Source organism: Mesorhizobium sp. LEGMi-168a, assembly GCF_058312955.1.
Genome location: NZ_JBZEGV010000019.1, coordinates 75,863 through 100,069 on the forward strand (window position 1 = coordinate 75,863; position 24,207 = coordinate 100,069).

The 24,207-nt window shown below is 63.9% G+C and carries 25 protein-coding genes; 12 read left to right on the forward strand and 13 right to left on the reverse strand.

From position 1 onward, the window contains the following. The first annotated feature begins 166 nt into the window (after window positions 1-166). From AC4FWB_RS22820 to AC4FWB_RS22830, 3 genes are all read left to right on the forward strand, one after another. A complete protein-coding gene (locus tag AC4FWB_RS22820) occupies window positions 167-1,531 on the forward strand; it encodes a sugar ABC transporter permease (protein WP_491028493.1) in 1,365 nt (454 codons plus the stop codon). 22 nt (window positions 1,532-1,553) lie between these two features. Then, window positions 1,554-2,354: an ATP-binding cassette domain-containing protein gene (locus tag AC4FWB_RS22825; protein WP_491028494.1), complete on the forward strand. Its 801-nt coding sequence runs from the start codon at window positions 1,554-1,556 to the stop codon at window positions 2,352-2,354. Window positions 2,355-2,484: 130 nt separating this feature from the next. After that, on the forward strand, window positions 2,485-4,128 hold the full coding sequence (locus tag AC4FWB_RS22830; protein WP_491028495.1) for a CHASE domain-containing protein: 1,644 nt from the start codon (window positions 2,485-2,487) through the stop codon (window positions 4,126-4,128). Between the two features lie 526 nt (window positions 4,129-4,654). On the opposite strand, the gene AC4FWB_RS22835 is transcribed toward AC4FWB_RS22830, so the two are convergent. The 6 genes from AC4FWB_RS22835 to AC4FWB_RS22860 all read right to left on the reverse strand — a co-directional run bounded on the left by AC4FWB_RS22835 (window position 4,655) and on the right by AC4FWB_RS22860 (window position 8,196). Continuing rightward, window positions 4,655-4,900 (reverse strand): YMGG-like glycine zipper-containing protein, encoded by a 246-nt coding sequence (locus AC4FWB_RS22835; RefSeq protein WP_027166589.1) that lies wholly within the window; start codon window positions 4,898-4,900, stop codon window positions 4,655-4,657. Window positions 4,901-4,983: 83 nt separating this feature from the next. Further along, complete coding sequence (locus tag AC4FWB_RS22840) at window positions 4,984-5,310, reverse strand: hypothetical protein (RefSeq protein WP_491028534.1); 327 nt, start codon at window positions 5,308-5,310, stop codon at window positions 4,984-4,986. Window positions 5,311-5,471: 161 nt separating this feature from the next. After that, window positions 5,472-5,705: a hypothetical protein gene (locus tag AC4FWB_RS22845; RefSeq protein WP_491028496.1), complete on the reverse strand. Its 234-nt coding sequence runs from the start codon at window positions 5,703-5,705 to the stop codon at window positions 5,472-5,474. 150 nt (window positions 5,706-5,855) lie between these two features. Next, window positions 5,856-6,887: a sensor histidine kinase gene (locus AC4FWB_RS22850; RefSeq protein ID WP_491028497.1), complete on the reverse strand. Its 1,032-nt coding sequence runs from the start codon at window positions 6,885-6,887 to the stop codon at window positions 5,856-5,858. A gap of 184 nt (window positions 6,888-7,071) precedes the next feature. Then, window positions 7,072-7,236 (reverse strand): DUF1328 domain-containing protein, encoded by a 165-nt coding sequence (locus tag AC4FWB_RS22855; RefSeq protein WP_126091568.1) that lies wholly within the window; start codon window positions 7,234-7,236, stop codon window positions 7,072-7,074. A gap of 165 nt (window positions 7,237-7,401) precedes the next feature. Then, complete coding sequence (locus AC4FWB_RS22860; protein ID WP_059188045.1) at window positions 7,402-8,196, reverse strand: response regulator; 795 nt, start codon at window positions 8,194-8,196, stop codon at window positions 7,402-7,404. Between the two features lie 218 nt (window positions 8,197-8,414). Between AC4FWB_RS22860 and AC4FWB_RS22865 the strand changes: the two genes are divergently transcribed. Further along, window positions 8,415-8,618 carry a NepR family anti-sigma factor gene (locus AC4FWB_RS22865; protein ID WP_491028498.1) on the forward strand — a complete coding sequence of 68 codons (204 nt, stop codon included), beginning with the start codon at window positions 8,415-8,417 and terminating at the stop codon, window positions 8,616-8,618. Between the two features lie 3 nt (window positions 8,619-8,621). Then, a complete protein-coding gene (locus tag AC4FWB_RS22870; protein ID WP_040973662.1) occupies window positions 8,622-9,173 on the forward strand; it encodes an RNA polymerase sigma factor in 552 nt (183 codons plus the stop codon). A gap of 226 nt (window positions 9,174-9,399) precedes the next feature. Here AC4FWB_RS22870 and AC4FWB_RS22875 read toward each other — a convergent pair whose 3' ends face one another. Beyond that, a complete protein-coding gene (locus tag AC4FWB_RS22875) occupies window positions 9,400-9,828 on the reverse strand; it encodes a response regulator (protein ID WP_491028499.1) in 429 nt (142 codons plus the stop codon). A gap of 409 nt (window positions 9,829-10,237) precedes the next feature. Here AC4FWB_RS22875 and AC4FWB_RS22880 point away from each other — a divergent pair, with 409 nt between their 5' ends. After that, window positions 10,238-10,564 (forward strand): ElaB/YgaM/YqjD family protein, encoded by a 327-nt coding sequence (locus AC4FWB_RS22880; protein WP_320303389.1) that lies wholly within the window; start codon window positions 10,238-10,240, stop codon window positions 10,562-10,564. Between the two features lie 7 nt (window positions 10,565-10,571). Further along, window positions 10,572-11,036 carry a phage holin family protein gene (locus AC4FWB_RS22885; protein ID WP_491028500.1) on the forward strand — a complete coding sequence of 155 codons (465 nt, stop codon included), beginning with the start codon at window positions 10,572-10,574 and terminating at the stop codon, window positions 11,034-11,036. Between the two features lie 431 nt (window positions 11,037-11,467). Here the strand turns inward: AC4FWB_RS22885 and AC4FWB_RS22890 are convergent, their stop codons facing one another. Continuing rightward, a complete protein-coding gene (locus AC4FWB_RS22890) occupies window positions 11,468-12,388 on the reverse strand; it encodes a diacylglycerol/lipid kinase family protein (protein WP_491028501.1) in 921 nt (306 codons plus the stop codon). A gap of 242 nt (window positions 12,389-12,630) precedes the next feature. On the opposite strand from AC4FWB_RS22890, the gene AC4FWB_RS22895 reads away from it, so the two are divergent. Then, window positions 12,631-13,947 carry a PRC-barrel domain-containing protein gene (locus tag AC4FWB_RS22895; RefSeq protein ID WP_491028502.1) on the forward strand — a complete coding sequence of 439 codons (1,317 nt, stop codon included), beginning with the start codon at window positions 12,631-12,633 and terminating at the stop codon, window positions 13,945-13,947. 65 nt (window positions 13,948-14,012) lie between these two features. Here AC4FWB_RS22895 and AC4FWB_RS22900 read toward each other — a convergent pair whose 3' ends face one another. Then, window positions 14,013-15,569: an alkaline phosphatase family protein gene (locus AC4FWB_RS22900; RefSeq protein WP_491028503.1), complete on the reverse strand. Its 1,557-nt coding sequence runs from the start codon at window positions 15,567-15,569 to the stop codon at window positions 14,013-14,015. 216 nt (window positions 15,570-15,785) lie between these two features. Between AC4FWB_RS22900 and AC4FWB_RS22905 the strand changes: the two genes are divergently transcribed. The 4 genes from AC4FWB_RS22905 (at window position 15,786) to AC4FWB_RS22920 (ending at window position 18,998) form a co-directional block, all read left to right on the forward strand. Next, window positions 15,786-16,718, forward strand: a complete 933-nt coding sequence (locus AC4FWB_RS22905; RefSeq protein ID WP_491028504.1) for a VOC family protein — start codon at window positions 15,786-15,788, stop codon at window positions 16,716-16,718. 4 nt (window positions 16,719-16,722) lie between these two features. Beyond that, the gene (locus tag AC4FWB_RS22910; protein ID WP_491028505.1) at window positions 16,723-17,364 is read left to right on the forward strand and encodes an alpha/beta hydrolase; all 642 of its coding nucleotides are present in this window, start codon (window positions 16,723-16,725) and stop codon (window positions 17,362-17,364) included. Continuing rightward, window positions 17,357-17,656 carry a GNAT family N-acetyltransferase gene (locus AC4FWB_RS22915; protein ID WP_491028506.1) on the forward strand — a complete coding sequence of 100 codons (300 nt, stop codon included), beginning with the start codon at window positions 17,357-17,359 and terminating at the stop codon, window positions 17,654-17,656. Before AC4FWB_RS22910 ends, AC4FWB_RS22915 begins: the two co-directional genes overlap by 8 nt. Before the next feature lie 283 nt (window positions 17,657-17,939). After that, window positions 17,940-18,998, forward strand: coding sequence for a dipeptidase (locus tag AC4FWB_RS22920; RefSeq protein ID WP_491028507.1), 1,059 nt, complete (start codon window positions 17,940-17,942; stop codon window positions 18,996-18,998). Window positions 18,999-19,252: 254 nt separating this feature from the next. Here the strand turns inward: AC4FWB_RS22920 and AC4FWB_RS22925 are convergent, their stop codons facing one another. The 4 genes from AC4FWB_RS22925 to AC4FWB_RS22940 all read right to left on the reverse strand — a co-directional run bounded on the left by AC4FWB_RS22925 (window position 19,253) and on the right by AC4FWB_RS22940 (window position 24,139). After that, window positions 19,253-19,510, reverse strand: a complete 258-nt coding sequence (locus AC4FWB_RS22925) for a hypothetical protein (RefSeq protein WP_491028508.1) — start codon at window positions 19,508-19,510, stop codon at window positions 19,253-19,255. Between the two features lies 1 nt (window position 19,511). Continuing rightward, on the reverse strand, window positions 19,512-20,747 hold the full coding sequence (locus AC4FWB_RS22930) for an aminomethyl transferase family protein (protein WP_491028509.1): 1,236 nt from the start codon (window positions 20,745-20,747) through the stop codon (window positions 19,512-19,514). A gap of 211 nt (window positions 20,748-20,958) precedes the next feature. Next, a complete protein-coding gene (locus AC4FWB_RS22935) occupies window positions 20,959-22,533 on the reverse strand; it encodes a phytoene desaturase family protein (protein ID WP_491028510.1) in 1,575 nt (524 codons plus the stop codon). Next, entirely contained in the window at window positions 22,520-24,139 is a 1,620-nt protein-coding gene (locus AC4FWB_RS22940) for a phytoene desaturase family protein (protein WP_491028511.1), read from the reverse strand. Before AC4FWB_RS22940 ends, AC4FWB_RS22935 begins: the two co-directional genes overlap by 14 nt. Window positions 24,140-24,207: the final 68 nt, after the last annotated feature.

Sequence of the window (24,207 nt, forward strand, 5' to 3'; positions counted from 1 at the left end):
ATAAACCGGGAAAGTCGTTGGAGCAGCTCATCGTCCGGCAGGATCGTCGAACAGCTGCAGCCGCTTGTTTTCACGCAATTCCGGACGGGCTACACACTTTCCCTGGAATTGCTCTAGCATCGTGGTCCGGCATCCGCGCCAGACGGCAAGCCGGTGGGAGGAGATCATGACCGATACGACCTCTGATACGCCGGCCAACCCGGCCGCGGATCGCGCGCGTGCCTCCGAACTCAGCGCCGTCGGGCGCTTCCTCAAGGCGACCGAACTCGACACGCGCATGCTCGGCATGGTCGGCGCGCTTTTGATCATCTGGATCGGCCTGCACGTCATCTCGAGCCTGCGGCTCGGCGTCAATCCGCTCGATTTCGACAGCCGCACGTTCCTTACCCCGCGCAATCTGTGGAACCTCTCGGTGCAGACCTCGGCCGTGGCGATCATGGCCTCCGGCATGGTGCTGGTCATCGTCATGCGCAACATCGACCTCTCCGTCGGCTCGGCCGAGGGGCTGATCGGCATGGTGATGGGTTTCGCCCAGGTGCATTTCCTGGTGCGCATGGTCGGGCTCGAGCTCGGCAATCCGTGGATCTGGGTGCTGGCGCTGGCCATCGGCCTGGCGCTCGGGTTGCTGATCGGCGCCTTCCAGGGCTTCGTCATCGCCTATCTCGAAGTGCCGGCTTTCATCGTAACGCTGGGTGGCTTGCTGGTCTGGCGCGGCGCTGCCTGGTGGGTCACCAGCGGCCAGACGGTGGCGCCGCTCGACGCTACCTTCCAGCTCATGGGCGGCGGACCGGCCGGCTCGATCGGCGCCAGATGGAGCTGGGTCGTCGGCATCGTCGCCTGCGTGGCGGTGGTGTTTGCGCTGTTCAACGGCCGGGTGCAGCGCAAGCGCTTCCGTTTCCCGTTGCGTCCGATCTGGGCCGAGACGCTGCTCGGCGCGGTCACCTGTGCGGTCATCATGGGCGCGGTGTGGCTGGCCAATTCCTATCCCTGGCCGGTCGGCATCGTGAACCGATACGCCACCGCCAACAACATCACCGTTCCCGAAGGCGGCCTGTTCATCGCCCATGGCATCGCCATTCCCGTGCTGATGGCGGTCGCGGTCGGCCTGATCATGACCTTCATCACCAAGCGCACCCGCTTCGGCCGCTATGTCTTTGCCATCGGCGGCAATCCGGAGGCGGCGAACCTTGCCGGCATCAACACGCGCTGGATCACCATGAAGGTGTTCATGATCATGGGCGTGCTGGCGACGATCGCCGCCGCCATCTCGTCGGCGCGGCAGAATTCATCGACCAACGCGCTCGGCACGCTGGACGAGCTCCTGGTGATAGCCGCGGCGGTGATCGGCGGCACTTCGCTTGCCGGCGGTTCGGGAACCGTGCTTGGTGCCATGCTTGGCGCGCTTTTGATGCAGTCGCTGCAGTCCGGCATGGTGCTGCTCGGCGTCGACTCGCCGCTGCAGAGCATCGTTGTCGGCGCGGTGCTGGTCATCGCCGTCTGGCTCGACACCATTTACCGCAAGCGCGTCTGATCAGGCAGGGAGGAGAAGGATCATGGCTGAGAAAACCGCTCCCGCGGACGTCCCGCTGGTCGACATGCGCAACATCTCGATCGCCTTCGGCGGCATCCGCGCCGTCGACGACGCATCCATCGATCTCTTCCCCGGCGAGGTGGTGGCGCTGCTTGGCCACAACGGCGCCGGCAAGTCGACGCTGATCAAGATCCTGTCCGGCGCCTACAAGCGCGATGCCGGGCAGATCTTCGTCACGGGCGAGGAAGCATCGATCGCCAATCCGCGCGACGCCAAGAAATACGGCATCGAGACGATCTACCAGACGCTGGCGCTTGCCGACAATGTCGACGCCGCCGCCAATCTTTTCCTCGGCCGCGAGCTGATGACCGCCTGGGGCACGCTTGACGACGTCGCCATGGAGGCCGAGGCGCGCAAGGTGATGGGCCGGCTCAATCCGCGCTTCCAGCGCTTCAAGGAGCCGGTGATCAAGCTGTCCGGCGGGCAAAGGCAGTCGGTGGCGATCGCCCGCGCGATCCTGTTCAACGCCCGCATCCTGATCATGGACGAACCGACCGCGGCCCTCGGTCCCCAGGAGACGGCCCAGGTCGGCGAGCTGGTGCGGCAGCTCAAGGCCGACGGCATCGGCATCTTCCTGATCAGCCACGACATCCACGACGTGTTCGAGCTGGCCGACCGGGTCTGCGTGATGAAGAATGGCCAAGTGGTGGGCACCGCCCGCACCGGCGACGTGACGCAGGACGAGGTGCTCGGCATGATCATTTTGGGCAAGTGCCCGCCGGGCGCGATTCCGGGCCCGGGAGCGCTGAAGATCGCGGCGTAAGGCAATAAGTTAGTTGGCTAATTTACGATTAGGTGATGTGCCAGTGGCCGTGATGGATTGGCCTCGCCATTGTGTTGGCACGGAGACTTGCCCATAAAGGTGGTCAACCATCGATGGGCCGCCTCCTGCGTTGAAAAAGCTCTTTCCGATCGTCGCATTCATCGCCGTCTCGCTGATCAGCCTGACGATGGCGGGGTTCGCCTATTTCGCGACCCAGGAAGCGGCGCGCATCAAGTTCGAGGGAACGGCCGACGATGCGCTCAACCGCATCGAGAGCCGCATCGACCTGCATCTGTCGCTGTTGCGCTCGACGCAGGCGCTGTTCGATGCCCGCAACGGCGACATCACGCGCGGCGAGTTCAACGCCTTCTTCACCGCGCTCGATATCGACGACAATTTCGCCGGTCTGCGCGGCATCGGCTTCCTGAGGCTGGCCAAGACCGGCGACGAGGCGGCGGTCGAGCGCGACATCCTGCACGATCACGGCTCGGCGCATCCGATCTACCCGGCCACGACCGAGCAGCCGTGGCGCACGCCCATCGTGCTTTTCGAGCCGCTCGATACGTCCAACCAGTCGATCATCGGCTTCGACATGTTCAGCGAGCCGGTACGGCGGACGGCGATCGAGAAGGCCATGGCGGACGACCAGCAGCATGCCAGTGGCCTTGCCCAGCTCGGCCTGGGCGCCGAGGTGACGCAGACCTTCCCCGGATTCCTGGTTTTCGTGCGGCTGAACGTGGAAACGGCCCCGGACGTCATCAATGCCAGCCGCTCCTCGACCGCAGGCTTTCTCTATGCCGCCTTCCGCGCGCGCGATTTGTTCCAGGTAGCGCTCAGCAAGGCACCGCTGCTGCCGGTCAATGTCGAGATCTATGACGGCAAGCCGGGTGCCGACAATCTGCTGTTCCGCTCGGAGGCGCCGCCTGCCGATTCCCTGGGCTCGAAGCTTGTGGCGCGCCGGGATATCGTCGTGGCCGGCCGACCCTGGACTGTTCTGTTTCGGCCGACCAGCGCTTTTTCGCTGCCTTCCTCGCGCGCCATTCCGGTGATGCTCGGGCTGTTCGGCCTGCTGCTTGCCGGGGCGATCGCCCTGGTGGCCCGTTATCAGGAGCGCGCCTATGAGGCGAAGTCGCTGCTGCATGAAGCGACGGAGAAGAGCCTGCTGGAAAAGGACCTGATCCTGCAGGAGATGAAGCACCGCATCAAGAATTCGATCACAAGGGTGCTGGCGATCGCGCGCCAGACGGCCGCCCAGGCCACCGACGTGAAGGAGTTCTCGGCATCTTTCTCGGCGAGGCTGCAGGCGATGGCGGCTTCACAGGACATGCTGACACGCTCGCGCTGGCAGAAGGCGGACCTTGGCGATCTCCTGCGCACCGAACTCGGGCAGGTGTTCGGCAAGGCGCTTCCTGACGGCATATTGTCGGGGCCGGAGGTGCTGCTCGACGAGACGACCACGCAGGCGCTCGGCCTGACCTTCCACGAGCTTGCCACCAATGCGCTGAAATATGGCGAGGCCGGCAGTTCGGCCAATGCTCTCAAGGGAGACTGGGCGCTGAAAGTCGGCTGGATGGTGGAGGGACGCGGCCGTGAGCGGACGCTGGTGCTCACCTGGCGCGAGACAGGGCAGGAAAGACTGGAAGCACCGGAAAAAACCGGCTTCGGCACCAAACTGATCGATCTCAATGTCACACGCGAATTGCGCGGCACGATCAAGCGCGATTTCCAGGCCGACGGCCTGAAGGTGGAAATAAGGATTCCGCTGACAGGGTGAACGGATCGAAGTCGTTTAGGGTGTGTTGATATTCAGGTGATGCCGGCCTGCGAATGGCGGCTCCCTGCGCTTCCGGTGCTCACGTACTTTAAGTACGCTCCGCTCCGGTTCTCGGAACCCACCATTCTCGACTCGGCCTGACCTGAATCTCAACACACCCTAGAGCGGTTCACCGTTTCACGGAAACGCCGAGCTGCTCTAACTATTTGTTTTTACGCAATTCCGGACGGAAGGCTACGGCGAAGGCACCGAGCCTAACCGTTACACACTTTTCCTGGAATTGCTCTAAAGCGCGTCGCGTTGAAACGGATTCAGGCGACGCGCTTTAAGTCTTTGTTTTGATGCATGTCGTTGCCCCAGAACCGCTGCACACTTCTGGGCGACATGCATTAGCGAGCGACCGGCCGTTCAAACACAAGAAATGGAGGCCGGCGGGCCGGCCTCCAGATCGACATTCTCACCAGACTGCGCAATTCCGGACGGAAAAACCGTTACGCACTTTTCCTGGAATTGCTCTGTCGGGGGATTAGTTGCAGCGGGCGGTGTAGATCCGACCGCGATGATCACGATACTGGCAATAGCCATTGCGCAGGTTGCGGACCAGCAGGCCGGATCCGGCGCCGACAGCCGCACCGATCAGCGCGCCCTTGCCGCCGCCGACCAAGCCGCCCACACCGGCGCCGATCAGGCCGCCGCCGACCACATCCTGCTCGGTCGTGGTGCAGCCGCTGACAGCGACCACGGCAACCATGGCAATGATCATCTTCCGCATAAAATTGCTCCTCACTTTTGTCCTCACTTTCGGCAGTGCCGTCCGCCATTTAGCACGAAAAAACGGGCTTTGCCTGCCAGATCTTATTGTTGCTGAAGAGAGTCTTTTTCGGGGCGCGCGCCGTTCGAGGCGACAAGCATACCGGAGACCTCGAGCGAGGCGTCGAGCGAGCCGTCGGGACGGACGTTCCAGACGATCTGGTCGTAATCGTCCTCCAGCGCCGGATCGACGACAAGGCACTCGCCGACGACGTGCCGGGCCTGGCCCCGGAGGTCGCCCAGCGCAAAGGGCCGTTCGGCGGTGCAAGCCTCAAAGGTTTCGAAGACGCTGACCGGCACCGACAGTTCGCGGCATTCGGTCATGGTGTCCGAGCAGCCGATGACGAGGAGCAATGCGGCGATGTGTTCCACGGCGAACCCTCTCGCCGCAAAGAACGATTCTCGCGGCTCAAAAGTTCCTGCCGCCAGTGTCTGCGCGATGCCGCGAGCCCTTGGCGACCATACGCTTGCTCTTGATGAGGATACCCGGCGGGTCAGGTCAACCGCCACGCCGCCGTCAGCATCGGAGCGGTTCAGCTTTTCGTCGAATCGCTGATCCGCTCCAGGCATTTGTTTTTCCGCAATTGCGGGCGGAAAACCGCTTCGCACTTTTTCTGGAATTGCTTCAGGGCAGCCAGGAGCGCAACGGCGCCGAGGCGAAGCGACAGATGGGCGGAGCGAGGCGAAGGCGGCGCCTCGGCATCCTGGAAGCCGCTCATCGAGATGCGCGCGGCCTGCTCCAACCTGTTGATGTCGGCAACCATCATTTCAGTCCTCCCGAATCGCGTGCCAAATCGTGTGACTGGGCGCGGCTGGGCGTTCCGGCGCGCCTTCGCCGGGAACACAGAATCGGACTTTATGGTGAACAGCCGGTTAAGGGCCTTGCCGGCGAATGTCCGTGGCCCGAGGCGTGGCGGTCATTCCATCTCGAAATTGCCGCGCGGGATCGTGAGGCGATATTCGAGACGACCCCCGTCGATCTCGAGGTTGGCGGAGCCGTTCAGCGACGTCGGCACGACGCGTTCCAGAGCGACGCTGCCAAAGCGCTTTTCGTTGCGCCGGCCGGCGCCGATCCTCTCCGTCCAAACCAGCAAAAGGCCGGGCGAGGCCCCGCTGTCGGGTGCGATCCTGGCGCTTACCTCGACATGGCCGTCAGGCCGCGACAGGGCGCCATAACTTACCGAATTCACCGCGAGCTCATGCATGGCCAGGCCGACATGCAGGGCGGCGTTTGGGTTGAGGTAAGGGTTTTCGCCATCGAAACGCAAACTGCGGCGCGGGTCGGCGCTATAGCGGCCGACCTGGCCAGATACGAGCTCTTGAAGCGCTGCGCCCCGCCAGTTGGAGGACGTCACCAGATCCTGGGACGAGGCGAGCGACTGAATGCGGCCGCGAAAGCGCGTCAGGAAGTCGCCAATCGTCTCAGAGTAGCGCCCCGTCTGGGTGGCGATGCTCTGGATGATGGCCAAAAGGTTCTTCGAGCGATGGCTGACCTCCCGCAGCAGCGTCTTCAGCGTCTGTTCGCGGCGTTTCTGCTCCGTCGTCTCGACCATGGTGGTGACGACGCCCTGGACCTCACCGGTATCGCTATGATCGGCATCGACCCAAATCTGGAACCAGCGCACGCCGTCACTCCCGGGAATGCCGAGCTCGAGACGGTCCGCGTTACCGGTTTCAACCGCCCTGCGTTTGGCTGCGCTTATGCGCTCGGCTTGCGCGGGGGAGAGCAAATCCTTGCCGTCGGCCGTCTCGGCTGCCCAGGGCACGCGCATGTTGCGGGCCCAGACGGTTTTCATTTCCCGATCCTGATAGAGAACCGAAATTCCGGCATTGTGAAGCGCATGGAGCAAAGCGCGTCCAAGCTGCATCCCGCTCTCCGCCGGATGCATAGCGATCACCTCGTCGCCGCGCTTGTCCGTATCGTCCTTCTCTGATGCCTTGGAACGCATCCAATACTTCCCCGCATCCAGGCTGACCGGCTTACGACAGACGGCTGCTTCGGCCTTGACGTGCCGAGGCTGCACGCAGCCTCAAAAACGGTCCGCCGGACGACGTCCTTAGGGGGACACCGCCCGGCGGTGGCTGGAAACCGTTTGAGGGGTGCGGCTTCCAGTGTTCGGTGCGCCCCGTCCGTCAGGTTCTCCTGACGAGGCCGGCGATGAGCGAAATCACCAGGAAGGCAAGGAAGATGAAGAACAATATCTGCGCGATGCCAGCCGATGTGCCGGCAATGCCGCCGAACCCAAGCGCGCCGGCGATGATCGCAACCACAAGAAAAACGAGCGCCCAGTACAGCATGATACGTCTCCTTCTAACGTCCTGAAAAACGTGGCTGGATGCCGTTTGTTCCACCATTTGCGGAAAAAGACGATCCCCCTGAAGCGCTTTCACGGATCGAGCTCGGCACGGCTCCATGCCGGGCGGAGCCTCGCATGAAACCTCGGTCGTCGGACATTGGTGCGGTCAGGCCGCGGCCTTTGCCTGGCGGTCGAAGAAGAGCGCCTGGCTGATCAGAGCCTTGACCATATCGGGATTGAACGGCTTGGTCACCAGAAACGCCGGTTCCGGGCGCTCGCCGGTCAGCAGGCGTTCGGGGAAGGCGGTGATGAAGATCACCGGCACCGGCGTCGAGGACAGGATCTCGTTCACGGCCTCGATGCCCGAGCTGCCGTCGGCGAGCTGGATGTCGGCCAGGACCATTTTCGGACGTGTCTTGCCGAACATGGCCACCGCTTCGGCGTGGGTGCGCGCGGTGCCGACAACGCGGTGGCCAAGGCTTTCGACCATCTCTTCGATGTCCATGGCAATCAGCGGCTCGTCCTCGATGATCAGCACATCGGTCGCGACCTGACGGGAAATCTCGCTGCTTGCCTGGGCAAGCAATTCGGAGAATTCCTGTTCGTCGGCATCGAGGATTTCCGCCGCCTCGTCCTCGCTGAAGCCTTCCACGGCGACCAGCAGGAACGCCTGCCGCGGCCGCGGCGCGATCGCATTCAGATTGGCGGCTGCCCGCTGTTCCCAAGCGGTCTGCGCATTCTCTTGCGGCACGCGGATGGCAATCGAGGTGAAGAGTCTGGCAAAAACCTTGTACAATGCGATCCGGTCGCTCGATGCCTTGGGGAAGACTTCGGTGTCGGCGATGATGGCCTCCAGCATGGCGGCGACCAACGCGTCACCGCTTTCCTGCGATCCCGAGACGGCGCGCGAGAAACGGCGAAGGAACGGCAGGTGAGGAGCGATGGTTGCGGATAGACTCATATCTGACGTCTCCCTCAGATGACGTTGTTTCATTCCACAGGCCAAACGGGTTGCAAACCCCGATAAACCAACGTCGGCTTTCTGAAAAAGTTCCGCCGCGCATGGAACTAAATTAGGAAATGGGCGTTTCGCGACTTCGGGATGGGCAACCAGACGAGGGGCCGCTTGGGTTGTGATCTGTGGTTTAGAGCGGTTCGAGTGCTGGAACTAGGGCAAGTATGAAAGAAATGTCAAAGAATTCAACGACTGGCGCCGCGGCCAGGCACCGGAATGGGGGTGGCAATCCGCTCGGACCGAACTCCGAAATCGCCCGCAAACTCAAACAATATTACGACGAGCTGGTCTCCGATCAGGTGCCGGATCGATTCGCTCAGTTGCTCAGCCAACTGGAAAAGGCCGAACCCGCCGAGAAAAAGGATTGAGGCATGGCGGCGGTCTCCCAGAGCTTCAAGACCGAGCTGCTCGGTGCGATACCGAGCCTGCGCGCCTTTGCGGTGTCGCTGACGCAGAATGCCGACAAGGCCGATGACCTCGTCCAGGAAACCCTGGTCAAGGCGTGGGACAAGCATGAGAGCTTCCAGCCGGGCACCAATCTCAAGGCCTGGCTGTTCACCATCCTGCGCAACGAATTCTATTCGCAGATGCGCAAGCGCGGCCGCGAGGTGCAGGACAGCGACGGCATCATGACCGCCAGGCTCGCCGTTCACCCGGCCCAGCATGGCCAGCTCGACCTCAAGGATTTTCGCGGCGCGCTGGAGCAGCTGCCCGAGGATCAGCGCGAAGCCATCATCCTGATCGGCGCGTCCGGCTTCTCCTACGAAGAGGCGGCCGAGATTTGCGGCTGCGCGGTCGGCACGATCAAGAGCCGGGTCAGCCGGGCGCGCGCCAGGCTGCAGGATATCCTCAAGATTTCCGGCGAGGACGAATACGGCCCTGATGCGATTTCGGCGCAGGTGACCGGCTCAAACGCGGCCTGACTCCGCCATTCGGGATCTTGGAGCAGTTCGGCGTTTGAACTGCACCCGACTATTTGTCTTTACGCAATTCCGGACAGAAAACGGTTAGGCACTTTTCCTGAAAATTGCTCTAGAGCAATTCACCGTCTCACGGAAACGGCGAACCGCTCTACTTCTTTGTTTTGACGCAATTCCGGACGGAAAACCGTTTCACACTTTTCCTGGAATTGCTCTAGCTGCGACGTCGTCAAGCCGCTTTCGCGCGCCCGCAGGCGAGCGCCACGGCCTCGATCAGATCGTCTCCCGAGTACGGTTTTGCGACCAGCCGGATTTCCGGAAAGGAGCCCTCGATCTCTTCCGAGTCGGAATAACCGGAGGCAAAGACGAACGGAACGCCGGCGTTGCGCAATCGTGCGGCGAAGTCGAGCGTCGAGATGCCGCCAAGCATCAGGTCGACGATGGCGGCGTCAAACCGTGACAGCTCATCCCGCCGGTCGATTTCGGCCAGATCGCGGACGATCGCGACGTCGGCCGCGCCGTGGTCGCGGCACAGCTGCTCGACATCCATTGCGATCAGGGATTCGTCTTCCAGGACCAGGATACGCAGTCCCTCTAGCAATGGGCCGTCTGGCAATGGGGGCACGTGGCGGCGACTCCTACAATCGCCAGCACTCATGCGCGGTATTTGCCGGTATGTCATTTAAAAAAGACATGACCGGGAGTGCAGATTCGTGATCGCGGAACCTCGATGCGCGTGGAGCGTTTCTATCCGCCCGATCGGGGCAGGGATTTCGAAGAGGGGTCGAAATGTCCAGCCAGAGCGCATGCTCTAACACCCGCCAACACTCCCTGCGACAAGTGTCCGTTTCGGCCTTTGCCGACCTTTCGCGCGTTCGAAAAGCAGGAGCTTTTGTTCGTCAGCAGCGCCAAGAACGAGAGCTCGCCGTTAACAAGGGCGGGACCTCACGCCGGGAAGGCCTGAGTGAGGAACGCAGGCCGCTGATCTGAAGGAAGTTGAGCCCGGAGGATCGGAACCTTGGCACCGATCGGGCGTTGAAACCGAAGCAAACGCAAGGAGTTAGACGATGGCGACCGCCGCAGGCAAATCCGCGACAGATGCACCCACCACGGCCGATCTCGAGGCCGACATCCAGCAGTTGAAGGCCGATATCGAGAAACTCACCAAGCACCTCGCCAAAACCGGCGAGCATGGTTACGGAGCGGCGCGCCGCGCGGCCAGCGAAGGCGTCGAGCAGTTGCGCGCCCAGGGCGAGGCCGCGTTCGAAAGCGTGCGCGGCGGTGCTCAGGATATCGAAGCACAGCTCATAGCCAGCGTTCGCGAAAGGCCGGTGACGTCGCTGGCGATCGCGGCGGGCGTCGGCTTCCTGTTCGCGCTTCTTTCGCGCCGCTAGCCCGCAGATGGGGACGCTGGTTTCGCTGATTTCGGCCCTTGCTTCCGGCGAGGCAATGGCCGCGTTGCAAAGAACGCGGACGACGGCAATCCTCTATGGGCTTGCCGGTATTTTCGCCCTGTCCGGCGTCGGCTTCCTCGTCGGTGCGGCCTATATCTGGCTGGCGGCGCGCTACGGGCCATTGGCGACCAGCCTCGGCTTTGGCATCGGCTTCCTGGTGATCGCCGGGCTCATCCTCGTGATCCACAAGCTGACCACCGGCAGGCGCGCGCGGCGCCGGGCGCGCCGGCGCAAGGCCGACATGACGGCGGTCGGCGTCACCGCGGCGCTTGCGCTGCTTCCGGCGCTAGCGAAGAGCAAGGGGGGCCTGGGTGCCGTTCTGGCGCCCGTGGCTGCGCTCGTCGCTTACGCCATCTACCGCGAGAATGTGAAGCCTGGGCCCGAGGATCCGGATTCCGACGAAAAGCCGTAGGCAGGCCGGTCCGCATCCTCGACGAAGCTGCTGACATCGGCCGTCAACTTGGCTGCCTTGCTACCCACCTATCCCCCATGCGCAACGCCCCGCGACAAGCCTGATCGTTGCGAACCTCGCCGTCGCATTCGCCTTCGCGGAAAGGGCCCGTTACCCGACCATGCCGTGACCGAAGCGCCCGCCGCCACGCAACACGGAGGCCAATATGACCAAGATCGTTCCTGAAGACAAAGCCCGCCAGGGCATTGGGGCTGGCACGCGCTCAGGATCCTCATTGCCGGGCTGTTGCTGGCCTTCATTGCCTGGGCCGCCGTCGAGATCTATGGCGAGATGATCAAGAGCCAGACGACCAGTGAACAGACGGTGCCTCAGGCGCCGACGACTGAGCCGGCAACTGGGCAGAGACCCGCGCAAGGCGGCTGAGCGCTGCATCACGCCGCCTTTGCCTGCGCCTGGCTTGCCGGAACCAATACATTCAACGCGCGGGGATGAATCTCGATCACCGTCTCACGGTCCAGCCTGACCAGCTCGCCATCCATGACCGCGCTGAACTTCTTCGTCGGCGAATGGATCTTCAGGACGGCCTTGTCGGCTTGATGGATTTCGACATGTTCGCTATCGCGCAGCCGGCCGCGCAACATCGCGAGGAGCAGTTTCACCAGATGGTGACGTCGACGGGCGACGCTGACATAGATGCCAAGCACACCCCCGGCCGGATTGTCCGCGTAGGGCAGATGGCCCTCGCCGAACAGGTTGTTGCTGATACCGATGCCGGTGGTGCGAGTGACGATCTCGGCCTTGCCGATGGTCAAGGTCACCTTGAGGGTGTGCGGGCTCTTGATCGTTGCCCATCCGGCGCGAACGGAAGCCTGCATCTTTCCCAGCCGTGACCCAAAATTCATGCTCTCTCGAAGCTGAACCATGCTGACATGCATGCCGATCGAAAACTGATGCACGAAAGGTTGGCCGTTGGCGCTTGCCATGTCGACGGTCGTCACCTCACCCTCGGCGAAGGATTTCAGCGCCGCATCCAGCGTCTGCGGGATGCCAAGGCCGCGCGCGAAGAGATTCATCGTGCCGGCCGGCAGTATGGCCAAGGCCTTTTTCTTGTTCATGAGAAGAGATGCCGCCGTAGAAATCGTGCCGTCGCCGCCTCCGGCGATCACGACGTCGACGCTCCGCTTCGCTACGGCCCTTTCCAAGGCAGCGGCGATTTCGTAGCCGGCAACGATGTCGACCTCAACCGAATGGCCTGCCGCTTCCAGCGTTTGGCGCAGGCGGTCGGCAAAGGCTGAAACATCGGTCGTGCGCAGCGTGCCGCCGTCCTTGTTCAGCACCGCAGCAAACCGCATGTCCCGCTCCGTCTCTTCCATTCTTGGGCTGGAAACGAGCCCCAGCCGCAGGCTGAAACGGAAGGGCCGCGGAAAGGTTCCGCGCGCGGCGGCAATCGCTGGTTGAGCACCGTCCACGCGGTTGGAACATCCCCCCGCTCACGACGTTGTGAAGCTGTGGAATAGGGCCGCGCCCGACCTGCTCTCGAAGAGGCCGGTCGCGGATGCGGCGTGCACGAAATCTGGCAGGAGGAGAAACGATCATGATCCGCACTCTTTTTGCGACGACCGCGCTTGCAACGCTGGTTGCAACCGGGGCCTTCGCCCAGACGGCAACGCCGGCACAGCCGCCTGCCGCCGAAAACCCCGCGCCAGTGATCCGCTCGGATGGCGCCCTGATGACCAACATCATCGGCGAATCCGTCTATAACGGCACCGCAAATGACGCCCAGGATATCGGCAAGATCGACGACATCGTCTTCGACGCAAGCGGCAAGGCCAAGTCGGCAATCATCGGCGTCGGCGGGTTCCTTGGCGTCGGCACGAAGGACGTTGCCTTCGACTACGGCAAGATGGAATGGGCCGAGAAGAACGGCGACCGCTGGCTGGTGGCCAAGACGACCAAGGACGAGCTGAATGCGCAGCCTGCGTTCGATCGCAAACCATACGATCCAGCTCCGGCGCTACCGGCGGATGCTACTCAGCCTGCAACCACTGGAACGGCGCAGGCGCCCGCTCAGCCGGCTGAACTTGTGAAGAAGGCGGAAGGCAATCTCGCCACCAACATCATGGGCGAGTCTGTCTACAATGGCACCGCCGACGATGCCCAGAGGATCGGCGACGTGAACGACATCGTGCTTGCCAAGGACGGCAAGGCAGAGTCGCTCGTCATTGGCGTCGGCGGTTTCCTTGGCATCGGTGAAAAGAGCGTCACCTATGACTTCGCCAAGGCAAAGTGGGCGGAAAAGAACGGCGATCGCTGGCTGGTGGCCGAGACCACCAAGGAGGAGCTGCAGGCTCAACCGGACTTTAACCGCAAGGCTTACGATCCGGCGCCGGCCTCGACAAGCACTGCTGCGTCGAACGAGACGCCACCTACCACAATGCCCGCTGTGGCGTCGTCCGACACCGCGGCCGGCAAGGAGGCTAAGCCAGCCCAAACTGCGCAGGCGACCACCGAGACCAAGCCTGCGGACTCCGGCACGTCCGCCACCGACACGACGCAGACAGCTTCGATCGACAAATCGACGCTGACCGAAATGCCGATGGACAATATCCGGGGCGACGATCTGAAGGGCGCCACCGTCTATGGCGCCAACGACGCCAAGATCGGCACAATCGGCGATGTCGTGCTGAAGGACAACAAGCCGGACGCCGTGATCGTCGACGTTGGCGGCTTCCTCGGCATCGGCGCCAAGGAAGTGGCGGTTGGCATGGACAAGCTAAAGTTCATGACCGACAAGGACGGCAAGAAGTATCTCTACACCAACTTCACCAAGGAACAGCTGCAGGCGCAGGCGGCCTATGACAAAGGCACCTATGCCGAGAAGCGCGACCAGCAGCGGATGATTCTGAAGTAAGGGAATAGGGGAGTAGGGCAGTAAGGGAGTATGGATTGACGAGTGCCGCCGCGGCGCTTCATCCCCTACTCCTCTACTCGCCTGGCCACGTGGCCGACCACGCCATCCTCCGTCAGCTCCGCCAACGCCAGTGACTGGTCGAGATGCCTGGCGCGCCAGGCGAGCATCTTTTCGGCGAATTCCAGTCGCACCGGCACATAGGCAAGGTCGTGCGCGACGTTTCTCAGCTCACCAGGATCCTTCGTGAGATCGAACAGCAGCGGCGGCAGGCCGCCGCCGAAATGGACATATTTGAAGTCCTCCGTGCGGAGGACGGCCAGGTTGCAATCGCGCGAGCCGATGCCGAAATGCCGCTCGGCTTCGCCTTCGGCGACCGAGCGGAAATCGAACTCCCAATGCGCGGCGTCGCGCCAGTCGCCTGGCTGGTCACCGTCGAGCCAGGGCGCCAGCGATCTGCCGTCGAGATGTGGTGCCGGTGCGGCGCCGATCAGGTCGATCAAGGTTGGAAAGATATCGACGGCTTCGGTAAAGCGGTCAACCGATGCGCCGGCTGCCGCGCTCCTGCGCGGATCGCGAATGATCAGCGGAATGTGGTAGCTGGCGTCGAAGAAGCCGCCTTTGCCAAGCATGAAATGGTCGCCCATCATCTCGGCATGGTCGGAGGTGAGCACGATCGCGGTGTCGTCCCAGGCGCCCGCCGCCTTCAGCGCCTGCCAGATGCGGCCGAGCTGGGCGTCGAGCTCGGCGATCATGCCGTAATAGATCGCGCGGATGCGACGGAAGTTTTCCTCGCTCCAGTCCGGCACCTTGCCCTCGATGCCCGGAACGAATTTTGTCCGCTTCTGCAGGCCGAGATCGTAAGCGAGATAGGGATGGCTTTCGGCCTCGGCCTGCCAGTTTGCTGCGCGCCGGAAAGCGGGGCCGTCGGCCGGATCGGTGTTGTAGGGCTCCGGCACGATGAAAGGCGGGTGCGGGCTGATGAAGGAGATGTGCGCGAACCACGGCGCGGCTTGCTCCTGCTCGCCAAGCCAGCGGATGAACTCGCCAGCGAGAAACGCGGTCGGCGTCTGGTCTTTCGAATAGACGGGCGGCGCGGTGGTCACATCGACCTTGCCTTGCCCGTTTGCCGGACGATGGATGTCAGGGCTGCCCACGCTGGCGTCGATGCCTTGCGCTTGCAGCCAGGACAGCCACTGCTTCTGATGCTCGGGCAGCGCCTGCCGCACGGTGAAGCCGGGCAGCACGCCTTCATAGCTCCGCAGCCGCGGATCGCCGGCCGAGAGCTGGCGCGGATCGGGCGCGACATCGGTGTAGCCGAACAGCGTCGGGTCGTAGCCCGCCGCGCGCGCCGAAAGCGCGATGTTGCCATGGCGGGCATCGAGCGGCGAGCCGTTGCGGCAGACGCGGTTGTTCATCTGGTAGAGGCCGGTATAGAGGCAGGCCCGCGCCGGAGAGCAGGGTGCGGCCCCGCCAAAGTGGCGCCGGAACAGCACACCCTCGGCGGCCAGCGCGTCGGCGTTCGGCGTTTTCACCACCGGATGGCCGGCCGCCGACAGGCAATCGCCACGCCATTGGTCGCAAGTGATGAGGAGAATGTTCGGGCGGCCGGTTCGATTGCTCAAGATCTTCTCCTCAAGAAGGCGCGCCGCTCATGGAGCCGAAATTCCCATGCGTTGCAAGCCGAGACAGTTCGTCAATTCGTGAACATAAACCATATGTCGTTCACTTTTATGATACAGTCCATTCTATGTTTGGCCGCTTTGCCATCGTCGGGGCTATCCTCATATTGGCGTGGACAGCGGCGAGGGCCGCAACAAGGATAGGGAAGGAGCAACATCATGCTCAATCAGATCAACGGCCTGCATCACGTCACCTCGATGGCGAGCGATGCGCGCCGCAACAATGAATTCTTCACCAAGAAGCTCGGCCTGCGCCGGGTCAAGAAGACCGTCAATTTCGACGCGCCTGACGTCTATCACCTCTACTACGCCGATGAGTTCGGCACGCCCGGCTCGGTGATGACCTATTTCCCGTTCCCCGACATCGGCAAGGGCCGGCATGGCGTCGGCGAGGTCGGCACCACGGTCTTTTCCGTGCCCGAGGGCACGCTTGGCTATTGGGAGAAGCGCTTCGCCGATGAGGGCGTGGGCGGTGTTGCCCGCTCGACAAGTTTTGGCGAGAAGCGGCTTACCTTCACTGGTCCCGACGGCGATAGTTTTGCTCTTGTCGAAGACAAGGCCGACAAACGCGCGCCGTGGGTGAAGGGCGGGGTTCCAGGCGATGAAGCGATCCGTGGCTTTCATTCGGTCGCGCTCAGGCTGAAGGACGGCGGCGCCACCGAGGAGCTGTTGAAGTTCATGGGCTATGAGGAGGTCGACAAATCCGGCAATGTCCGCCGGCTGGCGATCAAGAACGGCAATGGCGCAGATGTCGTCGATATCGAGTCGCTGCCCACCGCCGGCTTTGCCAATCTCGGCGCCGGCTCGGTTCACCACGTCGCCTTCGCGGTCGAGGATCGCGCCAAACAGCTCGAGGTGCGCAAGGCGCTGGTCGACACAGGCTACGGCGTGACGCCGGTGATCGATCGCGATTACTTCTGGGCGATCTATTTCCGCACGCCGGGCGGTGTGCTGTTCGAGGTGTCCACCAACGAGCCGGGCTTTAACCGCGACGAAGACACAGCGCATCTCGGTGAGGCGCTGAAGCTGCCGACGCAGCATCAGCATCTGAGACCCTATCTCGAACAGCATTTGCAGAAACTGGAAGACTGAAGCCATGAGCAAGGAAGCTTACATCCACAAAGTGTTGCCCGGTTCGCCGGGCAGCAGCCCGCTGCTCTTCGTCTTCCACGGAACCGGAGCGGACGAGAACCAGCTCCTGTCCTTCGGTCGCGAGCTTCTGCCTTCAGCGACGATCATCTCGCCGCGCGGCGACGTGTCTGAACATGGCGCTGCCCGCTTCTTCCGCCGCACCGGCGAGGGCGTCTACGACATGGGCGATCTCGCGCGCGCGACCGCCAAGATGGCCGGCTTCGTCAAGGCGCATGTCGAAACGGCAAAGCCCTCGGCGGTGTTCGGGTTCGGCTATTCCAACGGCGCCAATATCCTGGCCTCGGTGGTATTTGCGGAGCCGACCCTCTTCAATGCCACGGCGCTCATGCATCCGCTCATCCCGTTCGAGCCGGAAGTGCAGGGCAGCCTTGCCGGCCGCCGCATCCTGATCACGGCCGGCAGGCGCGATCCGATCTGCCCGCCGAACCTGACGTCGCGGCTGGAAGCCTATTTGCGCGCCCACGGCGCCGATGTCACTGTGGAATGGCACGACGGCGGGCACGAGGTGCGGCCGAATGAAATCGAAGCGGCGCGGCGGCTTTTTGCGCTGGCATCTGCCGGCGAAGGAGACAAGAACAATGGCTGACCAACTGCCCGAGATCGAACTGGAAGACCACGGCTCCAAGGGGCGCTACGTGCTGCGCGGTCCCGGCGGCGCCGAGGCCGAGATGACCTTCACCAAGATCGGCGAGCACCAGCTCATCATCGATCACACCGAGGTGCCGGACGTCTTCCGCGGCCAGGGCGTCGGGCTTCGGCTCGTCACCCGCGCGGTCGAGGACGCGCGCGCGGCCGGCAAGACGATCATCCCGCTCTGCCCCTTCGCCAATGCCCAGTTCCGCCGCCACCCGGAATGGGCGGACGTGCTGAAGCGGTAGCATCTACCTTCTCCCCCTGTGGGAGAAGGTGGCCGCGAAGCGGCCGGATGAGGGGTGTTCCAGGGAAAGCCGACATCTCACTCCGCTGGAGCACCCCTCAACCGTCTCGGCGCTGCGCGCCGATCCACCTTCTCCCACAGGGGGAGAAGGGGTGCCCAACGACCCAGCCACAAGCGCGAACACGCGTCTGGCATTTGCGCAGGTCGGCCATCTTGCCTAAGTAGACAGATCAGCCGCGGATTCTCCCGCCCCCCGATCTGCCACCTCAAAAGCGAATGGCCTGATGACCGAACCCGACCTGATCCCCGTTTTCGACGGCCACAACGACACGCTGCTTCGGCTTTACCAGTCGAAGGAAGCGGACGTCGAAAAGCTGTTCATCGAGGGTACGCCGGGCGGCCATATCGACCTGCCGCGCGCCAAGAAGGGCGGTTTTGCCGGCGGCATGTTCGCGATCTTCCCGCCGCCGATCGAGAAGACCAAACGCAGCGCCGTGCCGCCGGCACCGAGCGACAACGAACCCTTGCCGCCGGAACTGCCGCGCGCCGAGGCGATCACGTCGACCATCGGCATGGCCTCGATCCTGTTCAGGCTGGAGCGCGCCGGCGCGCTGACCGTCTGCCGCAGCGCCGGCGATGTGCGCGAGGCGATGGCGAAAGGTTCGATCGCGGCGGTCTTCCACATCGAAGGCGTCGAGGCGATCGACCCCGAGCTTGCCATGCTCGACGTGCTCCATGCCGCCGGCCTGCGTTCGCTGGGCATCGTCTGGAGCCGGCCCAACGCCTTCGGCAATGGCGTGCCGTTCCGCTTTCCCTCGTCGCCGGACACCGGGCCCGGCCTCACCGACGCCGGCAAGGCGCTGGTCAAGGCCTGCAATCAGCTCAGGATCATGATCGACCTCTCGCATCTCAACGAGAAGGGATTTCGCGATGTCGCCGCGCTCAGCGATGCGCCGCTGGTCGCGACCCATTCCAACGTCCACGCGATCTGCGGCCATTCGCGCAACCTGACCGACTGGCAGCTCGGCGCGATCCGCGAGTCGGGCGGCATGGTGGGCTTGAACTTCGCCACCGGCTTCCTGCGCGAGGACGGCCGCATGAATGCCGACACCGGCCTCGACATCATGGTGCGCCACATCGATTCGCTCTTGCAGGCGTTGGGCGAGGACGGCGTCGGACTGGGCTCCGATTTCGACGGCGCCATGATCCCGGCCGTCATCGGTGACGTCGCCGGCCTGCCCAAGCTCGTCGATGCGCTCGCCGCGCGCGGGTTCGGGCGCGCGCTGATCGAGAAGATCGCTTACAGGAACTGGTTGAGCGTACTGGAGCGCACCATAGGCTAGACCGCTTGGATGAAGGACAATCCCGGGCGTTCGGGATTGGGTGCCAGAACGCTCCCCAACGTCGTCATCCTAGGGCGAAGCAGGAGCGCAGCTCCGTCGCGGAGACCCTAGGATCCATTCCGTGACCTTGGTCGAAGGATGCGGCAGAGCAGAATTCTGGACCGCGGCAACGCCTTGAAGTCACGGCATGGATTCTAGGGTCTGCGCCGCGTCGCTTCGCTCCTTGCTCCGCCCTAGAATGACGAGGCGCGGGCCTAGACACCGATGCGCTTCAGCCATTCCTTGCCGATGCCGCGGTCGCGGATGATCGGCAAGGGATTTTCCGCGTCGAGCCGCGCGCAGATGCGGTAGACCTCGAGCGTCTCGGCGTTCATCTCGCCGCGCTTGAAGAAATACATCGCCGCCGCGTAGCGGGTGCGGCCCGACCACATCTCGCCGAGCGGCGTGTTGATCAGCTGCCACTGCTCGGCGGCTTCGGCCTTCGCGTCCAGGTCCTCGGCTTCGCTTGCCATCTCAAAAATCCGCCGGCGGGTTGGCGGTGCGGCGGTCGAGCTTGATGAAGGGTCGCGGCACCACCTTCGCCCGCTTCATCAGCTTCTGGTACTGCAACTCCCGCATGGCGTAGATCTCGACCCAGAGGCCGTCGACGATCGTATCGCCATAGGGCCGCTGCAACGAGGCGATGGCGATGTTGCGCTTGGCCATGGGCGACCACATCGCCGCGCTGACCAGCCCGACCTCCTGGCTTTTGCGATAGTAGACGATGGCGTGCTCGGCCGGAATGTTGCCTTCGATCTCCAGCCCGACCAGCACGTGGCGCAGTTTGCGCCTGGCGCGTGCCTCGAGGATGGCGCGGCGGCCGTTGAAGTGCCCCTTGTCCGGATCGACCATGAAGCCGAGGCCGATCTCGTCCGGCATGCGCAGGCGGTCGGCTCGGATGGCTTGCTCGGATGTGGTGAAGTCGGCATTGGCGACGATCAGGCCGGCTTCCAGCCGGGCTCGGTTCAGCGCTGTGTAGCCGATGGCGCGGATGCCGCGCAGCTCGCCCGCAGCCATCAGCCGATCCCACAGGCTCAGCGCCTTGTCCGCCGTCACGAACAGCTCGTAGCCGAGATCGCCGGTGAAGCCGGTGCGCGAGATGGTGACGGTTCCGCCGTCATGCGCGAATTCGGCGAGGTCGAAGATCTTCAGCCGCTCGACGTTGGCAAAGCCCGCATCGCGCAGGATGGCGAAGGAGGTCGGGCCTTGCAGCGCCAGCCCGGCGACGGCCTCGGTCTCTTCCTCGACGCTGACCTCGTAGCCAATGGCGCTGTCGAGCAGCCAGGGCAGATGCCGCTCCTGCGAGCATAGCCGAAAGCGCGTCGGCGACAGCCGGAACAGCGTGCCGTCATCGAGGACGAAACCTTCGTCGTCGCACCAGGCGGTGTAGTGGACGCGGCCGGGCTTCAGCTTGGTCACGTCGCGCAAAGTGACGCGGTCGAGACAGGCCTCGGCGTCGGGACCTTCGATCCGGTATTTCGTCATCGGCGAGATGTCGAACAGCGCCGCCTGGCTGCGGATGGCGAAATATTCCAGCTCCTCGTCCCACAGCGAATGCGGCGCGCGGTAGCCGGCCCAGTTGTACCAGTCGTTTGTCAGCGCCAGCGCGTCGATGCGCGGCTGGAAGGGCGTGCCTGGCCGAAGCGTGCGGAAGTGGGCTTGGGCGAGGGCGCGGTTGGTTGACGGTTTGATGGTGGGATGATGGTTCATGACGGCGTTCCTTCGCGCCCCCCTCTGTCCTGCCGGACATCTCCCCCACTTGGGGGGAGATTGGCGGTGATCGACGATTTCGCCAATCTCCGACGCCGCAAGAAGGGAGCCGACAAGGCAAACCGCTGATCTCCCCCCTTGTGGGGGAGATGCCCGGCAGGGCAGAGGGGGGCGCCGTAGAGCGCGGCGTTGGCGATTTGAAGGATCATCCTCACGCCCTCATCGCGATGATGCGGCGCGCGGCGTTGAGGCCGGGCGCGCCGGAGATGCCGCCGCCCGGATGCGAGCCGGCGCCGGCAAGGAACAGCCCTTCGAGCGGCGTGTCGTAGCCCGACCAGCCGGAGATCGGCCGCGACATCAGCATCTGGTCGGCCTGCAGCTCGCCATGGTGCCAATGGCCGCCGGGCATGCGGTAGCGCGTTTCGATGTCGGCCGGAGTCAAAAGCTCGGCGTGGCGGGCTGTCGCGCCGATGCCGGGCGCGTAGGTCTCAAGCTGCGCCATGATCGCCTTGAGGAATTGCGGCTTGCCGGCGGTCCAGCCCTCTCTCAGCGCATAGGGCGCGTATTGCACCACGGCCGACAGCACGCAGGCGCCGGACGGCGCGAACGAGGCGTCGACGAGGCTGGGCAGCGTGATCTCCATCACCGGCTCGGACGAGAACTCGCCATATTTCGACGGGTTGAAGGCGCGCTCGACATGGTCGGGCGAAGGGGCGATGACGAGCCTTCCCTTGTGGCCGGGGGCATCGACGCCCGCGAATTGCGGCGGCCGGTCGAGCGCCAGATGGAGCTTTGCCGCATCGCCCTTCATGCGGATGTTCTTCACCTTGCGCACGAAGCCGGTATCGACCTCGCGCGGCCCGACGAGATCGAGGATCGTGGTCGCCGGATTGATGGCGGAGACGACGGTTTTTGCCCGCAATGTTTCGCCGCCCTGCGTGACGACGCCGACGGCGCGACCTCTCTCGACGATGACCTTGGCGACCGGCGATGCCGGACGGATTGAGACGCCTGCCTTCTCGGCCGCGGCGCGGATGGCCGCGACAACGGCGCCCATGCCGCCTTTGGGCTGCATCTGCGCGCCGGCGAGGCCGCCGATCTCGCCGGCCAGCCGGTAGTAGAGACCGAGCAGCGAGGTCGGCGAGCGCGGACCGAGATGCGAGCCGAGCGTCGCGTCGAAGGCGAGCAGGCCCTTCAGCCGGTCGTCGGAAAGCTGCTCGTCGAGCAGGTCGTAGACATTCATCAGGAGCACGCGCAGGAAGTCGCGCATGTCTTCCTTGCCGAGCTTCTTCAGCCCCAGCGCGGTCTGGCCGAGCCCGGTCATCTCGGCCAGCGACATGCCGGCAAGGTCCGGCGGCCGGCGCGACAGGAAAGGATTCAACACGCCCGCATAGCGCAGCAGCTGCGCGCGCAGCGCCTTCCAGGCGGACTGTTCCGAAGGACTGGCGCCGGTCAGCGCCTCGCCATAGGCGCCGTGCAGCACCAGCGGACCGTCCTTCGACAGCGCGACCGAGGGCACGAAATCGCCGCGCTCGATGTTCAGCCCGTGGCGCTCCAGCTCCAGCGTCCTCACCACATCGGGATGCAAGCGGTTGAGCAGATGGGCGACCGCGGAGACGCGAAAGCCCGGCGCGAATTCCTCGGTGCGCGCCGCGCCGCCGACATCGTTGCCGGCCTCGAGCAGCAGCACCTTGCGGCCCGACTTCGCCAGCGTGGCGGCGGCGACAAGGCCGTTGTGGCCGCCGCCGATGACGATGGCATCCCAGTGCAGATCAGATGACGTCATGGGCCGGGCTCATATGCAGGGTTGGCTTGGCGAGATCGCGCAGGATCTCGGCAGCGGCGTTGCGTCCGGGCGCGCCCATGACGCCGCCGCCCGGATGGGCGGAGGAGCCGCACATATAGAGGCCGCCGACCGGCGAGCGGTATTGCGCGTAGCCCGGCACCGGACGGTTGAAGAGCAGCTGGTCGAAGGTCAGCTCGCCCTGAAAGATGTTGCCTTCGGTGAGGCCGACCTCGGCCTCGATCTCGCGCGGCGTGCGCACCTCCATATGGACGATGCGGTCGCGGAAGCCGGGCGAGTAGTCGGCGATCTGCGCAATCACGCTTTCGGCGAAGCCGTCGCGGTCGGCGTCCGTCCAGTCGCGGCCATCTATCTTGGGCGGCGCGTATTGCACGAAGCAGCTCATGAAGTGTTTGCCGGGCGGCGCCATGGTCGGGTCGAGCGTGGTCGGGATCACCATGTCGAGGAAAGGGTCGGCCGACCAGCGTCCGGCCTTCCAGTCGTCGTAGGCGCGCTCCATGCGCTCGATGGAATCGGTGAAATGCATGTCGGCGCGATAGACCGGCGAATCCTTGGGCAAGGCCGGGAATTCGGGCAGCGCATCGAGCGCGATGTTGACCTTGCCGGACGAGCCGCGGATCTTGAAATTGCGGACTCGGCGCAGGAAGATGTCTGGCAGTTCCTTTCCCTCGACCAGTTTCAGGAAGGTGCGCTTGACGTCGGCGTTGGAGACGACGAGCTTGCCGTAGACCTCTTCGCCGCCGGCCAGCACCACGCCTTTGGCCTTACCGTTTTTGATCAGCACATGGTCGACCTCGGCGCCGGTGCGGATCGCGCCGCCGGAGGCCTTGAAGGATGCGGCCAGCGCCTTGGTGACGGCGCCCATGCCGCCGCGCGCATAACCCCAGGCGCCGACCGAGCCGTCGACCTCACCCATATAGTGGTGGAGCAGGACATAGGCGGTGCCTGGCGACATCGGGCCGAGTGCCGTGCCGATGATGCCGGAGAGCGCGAAGTTCGCCTTGATGACGTCGGTCTCGAAATATTCGTCGAGGAAGTCGGAGATCGACATCGTCCAGAAGCGCAAGGTCAGCGCCATCTCGTCGGCTGTGAGGCCGGCGAACTTCTTGCCGAGATAGAGCAGCTCGCCAAGGTCGCGCGGCTTGAGGCTGGTCGGGTCGGGCGCGGTGCGCATCAAAAGCGGCTGGATGAAGCGGCATTGCCTGGTGACGTCGCGCGAATAGCGGTCGTAGGCTTCGGCGTCGCGCTTGGAAAAGCGGGCGAACTCGCGGCGATGCGCGTCGTGGTCGCGGTAGTTGGCGAGATAGTCGCCGTCGCGTGTGAACACCGCGCCCCCCTCGTAGGAGATCACCTGCAGGCCGAAGCGCGGCAGCTCCAAATCGCGCATGATCTCGGGCCGGAACAGCGAGCAGACATAAGAGCAGTTGGAGTAGAGGAAGCCCGGCGTCATCTCGCGGCTGGTGGCGGCGCCGCCAACCCAGTCGTTCTTCTCCACCACCAGTACGTCGAGCCCGGCGCGTTGCAGGTAGCAGGCGTTGACCAGCCCGTTGTGGCCACCGCCGATGACGATCGCGTCCCATGTCTTCATGCGCGCTCATCCTCCGTTCGCCGACCTTCTTTTTGCGTGGTCTTGGCCCTGGTTGCCCGAATTTGGCA

Bases quoted from the DNA above. Each gene is read 5' to 3' on its own strand.
- AC4FWB_RS22820 (WP_491028493.1), top strand. From the start codon at position 167: ATGACCGATACGACCTCTGATACGCCGGCCAACCCGGCCGCGGATCGC.
- AC4FWB_RS22825 (WP_491028494.1), top strand. From the start codon at position 1,554: ATGGCTGAGAAAACCGCTCCCGCGGACGTCCCGCTGGTCGACATGCGC.
- AC4FWB_RS22835 (WP_027166589.1), bottom strand. From the start codon at position 4,900: ATGCGGAAGATGATCATTGCCATGGTTGCCGTGGTCGCTGTCAGCGGC.
- AC4FWB_RS22845 (WP_491028496.1), bottom strand. From the start codon at position 5,705: ATGATGGTTGCCGACATCAACAGGTTGGAGCAGGCCGCGCGCATCTCG.
- AC4FWB_RS22850 (WP_491028497.1), bottom strand. From the start codon at position 6,887: ATGCGTTCCAAGGCATCAGAGAAGGACGATACGGACAAGCGCGGCGAC.
- AC4FWB_RS22855 (WP_126091568.1), bottom strand. From the start codon at position 7,236: ATGCTGTACTGGGCGCTCGTTTTTCTTGTGGTTGCGATCATCGCCGGC.
- AC4FWB_RS22860 (WP_059188045.1), bottom strand. From the start codon at position 8,196: ATGAGTCTATCCGCAACCATCGCTCCTCACCTGCCGTTCCTTCGCCGT.
- AC4FWB_RS22865 (WP_491028498.1), top strand. From the start codon at position 8,415: ATGAAAGAAATGTCAAAGAATTCAACGACTGGCGCCGCGGCCAGGCAC.
- AC4FWB_RS22870 (WP_040973662.1), top strand. From the start codon at position 8,622: ATGGCGGCGGTCTCCCAGAGCTTCAAGACCGAGCTGCTCGGTGCGATA.
- AC4FWB_RS22875 (WP_491028499.1), bottom strand. From the start codon at position 9,828: ATGAGTGCTGGCGATTGTAGGAGTCGCCGCCACGTGCCCCCATTGCCA.
- AC4FWB_RS22880 (WP_320303389.1), top strand. From the start codon at position 10,238: ATGGCGACCGCCGCAGGCAAATCCGCGACAGATGCACCCACCACGGCC.
- AC4FWB_RS22885 (WP_491028500.1), top strand. From the start codon at position 10,572: ATGGGGACGCTGGTTTCGCTGATTTCGGCCCTTGCTTCCGGCGAGGCA.
- AC4FWB_RS22890 (WP_491028501.1), bottom strand. From the start codon at position 12,388: ATGCGGTTTGCTGCGGTGCTGAACAAGGACGGCGGCACGCTGCGCACG.
- AC4FWB_RS22895 (WP_491028502.1), top strand. From the start codon at position 12,631: ATGATCCGCACTCTTTTTGCGACGACCGCGCTTGCAACGCTGGTTGCA.
- AC4FWB_RS22905 (WP_491028504.1), top strand. From the start codon at position 15,786: ATGCTCAATCAGATCAACGGCCTGCATCACGTCACCTCGATGGCGAGC.
- AC4FWB_RS22910 (WP_491028505.1), top strand. From the start codon at position 16,723: ATGAGCAAGGAAGCTTACATCCACAAAGTGTTGCCCGGTTCGCCGGGC.
- AC4FWB_RS22915 (WP_491028506.1), top strand. From the start codon at position 17,357: ATGGCTGACCAACTGCCCGAGATCGAACTGGAAGACCACGGCTCCAAG.
- AC4FWB_RS22920 (WP_491028507.1), top strand. From the start codon at position 17,940: ATGACCGAACCCGACCTGATCCCCGTTTTCGACGGCCACAACGACACG.
- AC4FWB_RS22925 (WP_491028508.1), bottom strand. From the start codon at position 19,510: ATGGCAAGCGAAGCCGAGGACCTGGACGCGAAGGCCGAAGCCGCCGAG.
- AC4FWB_RS22930 (WP_491028509.1), bottom strand. From the start codon at position 20,747: ATGAACCATCATCCCACCATCAAACCGTCAACCAACCGCGCCCTCGCC.
- AC4FWB_RS22935 (WP_491028510.1), bottom strand. From the start codon at position 22,533: ATGACGTCATCTGATCTGCACTGGGATGCCATCGTCATCGGCGGCGGC.
- AC4FWB_RS22940 (WP_491028511.1), bottom strand. From the start codon at position 24,139: ATGAAGACATGGGACGCGATCGTCATCGGCGGTGGCCACAACGGGCTG.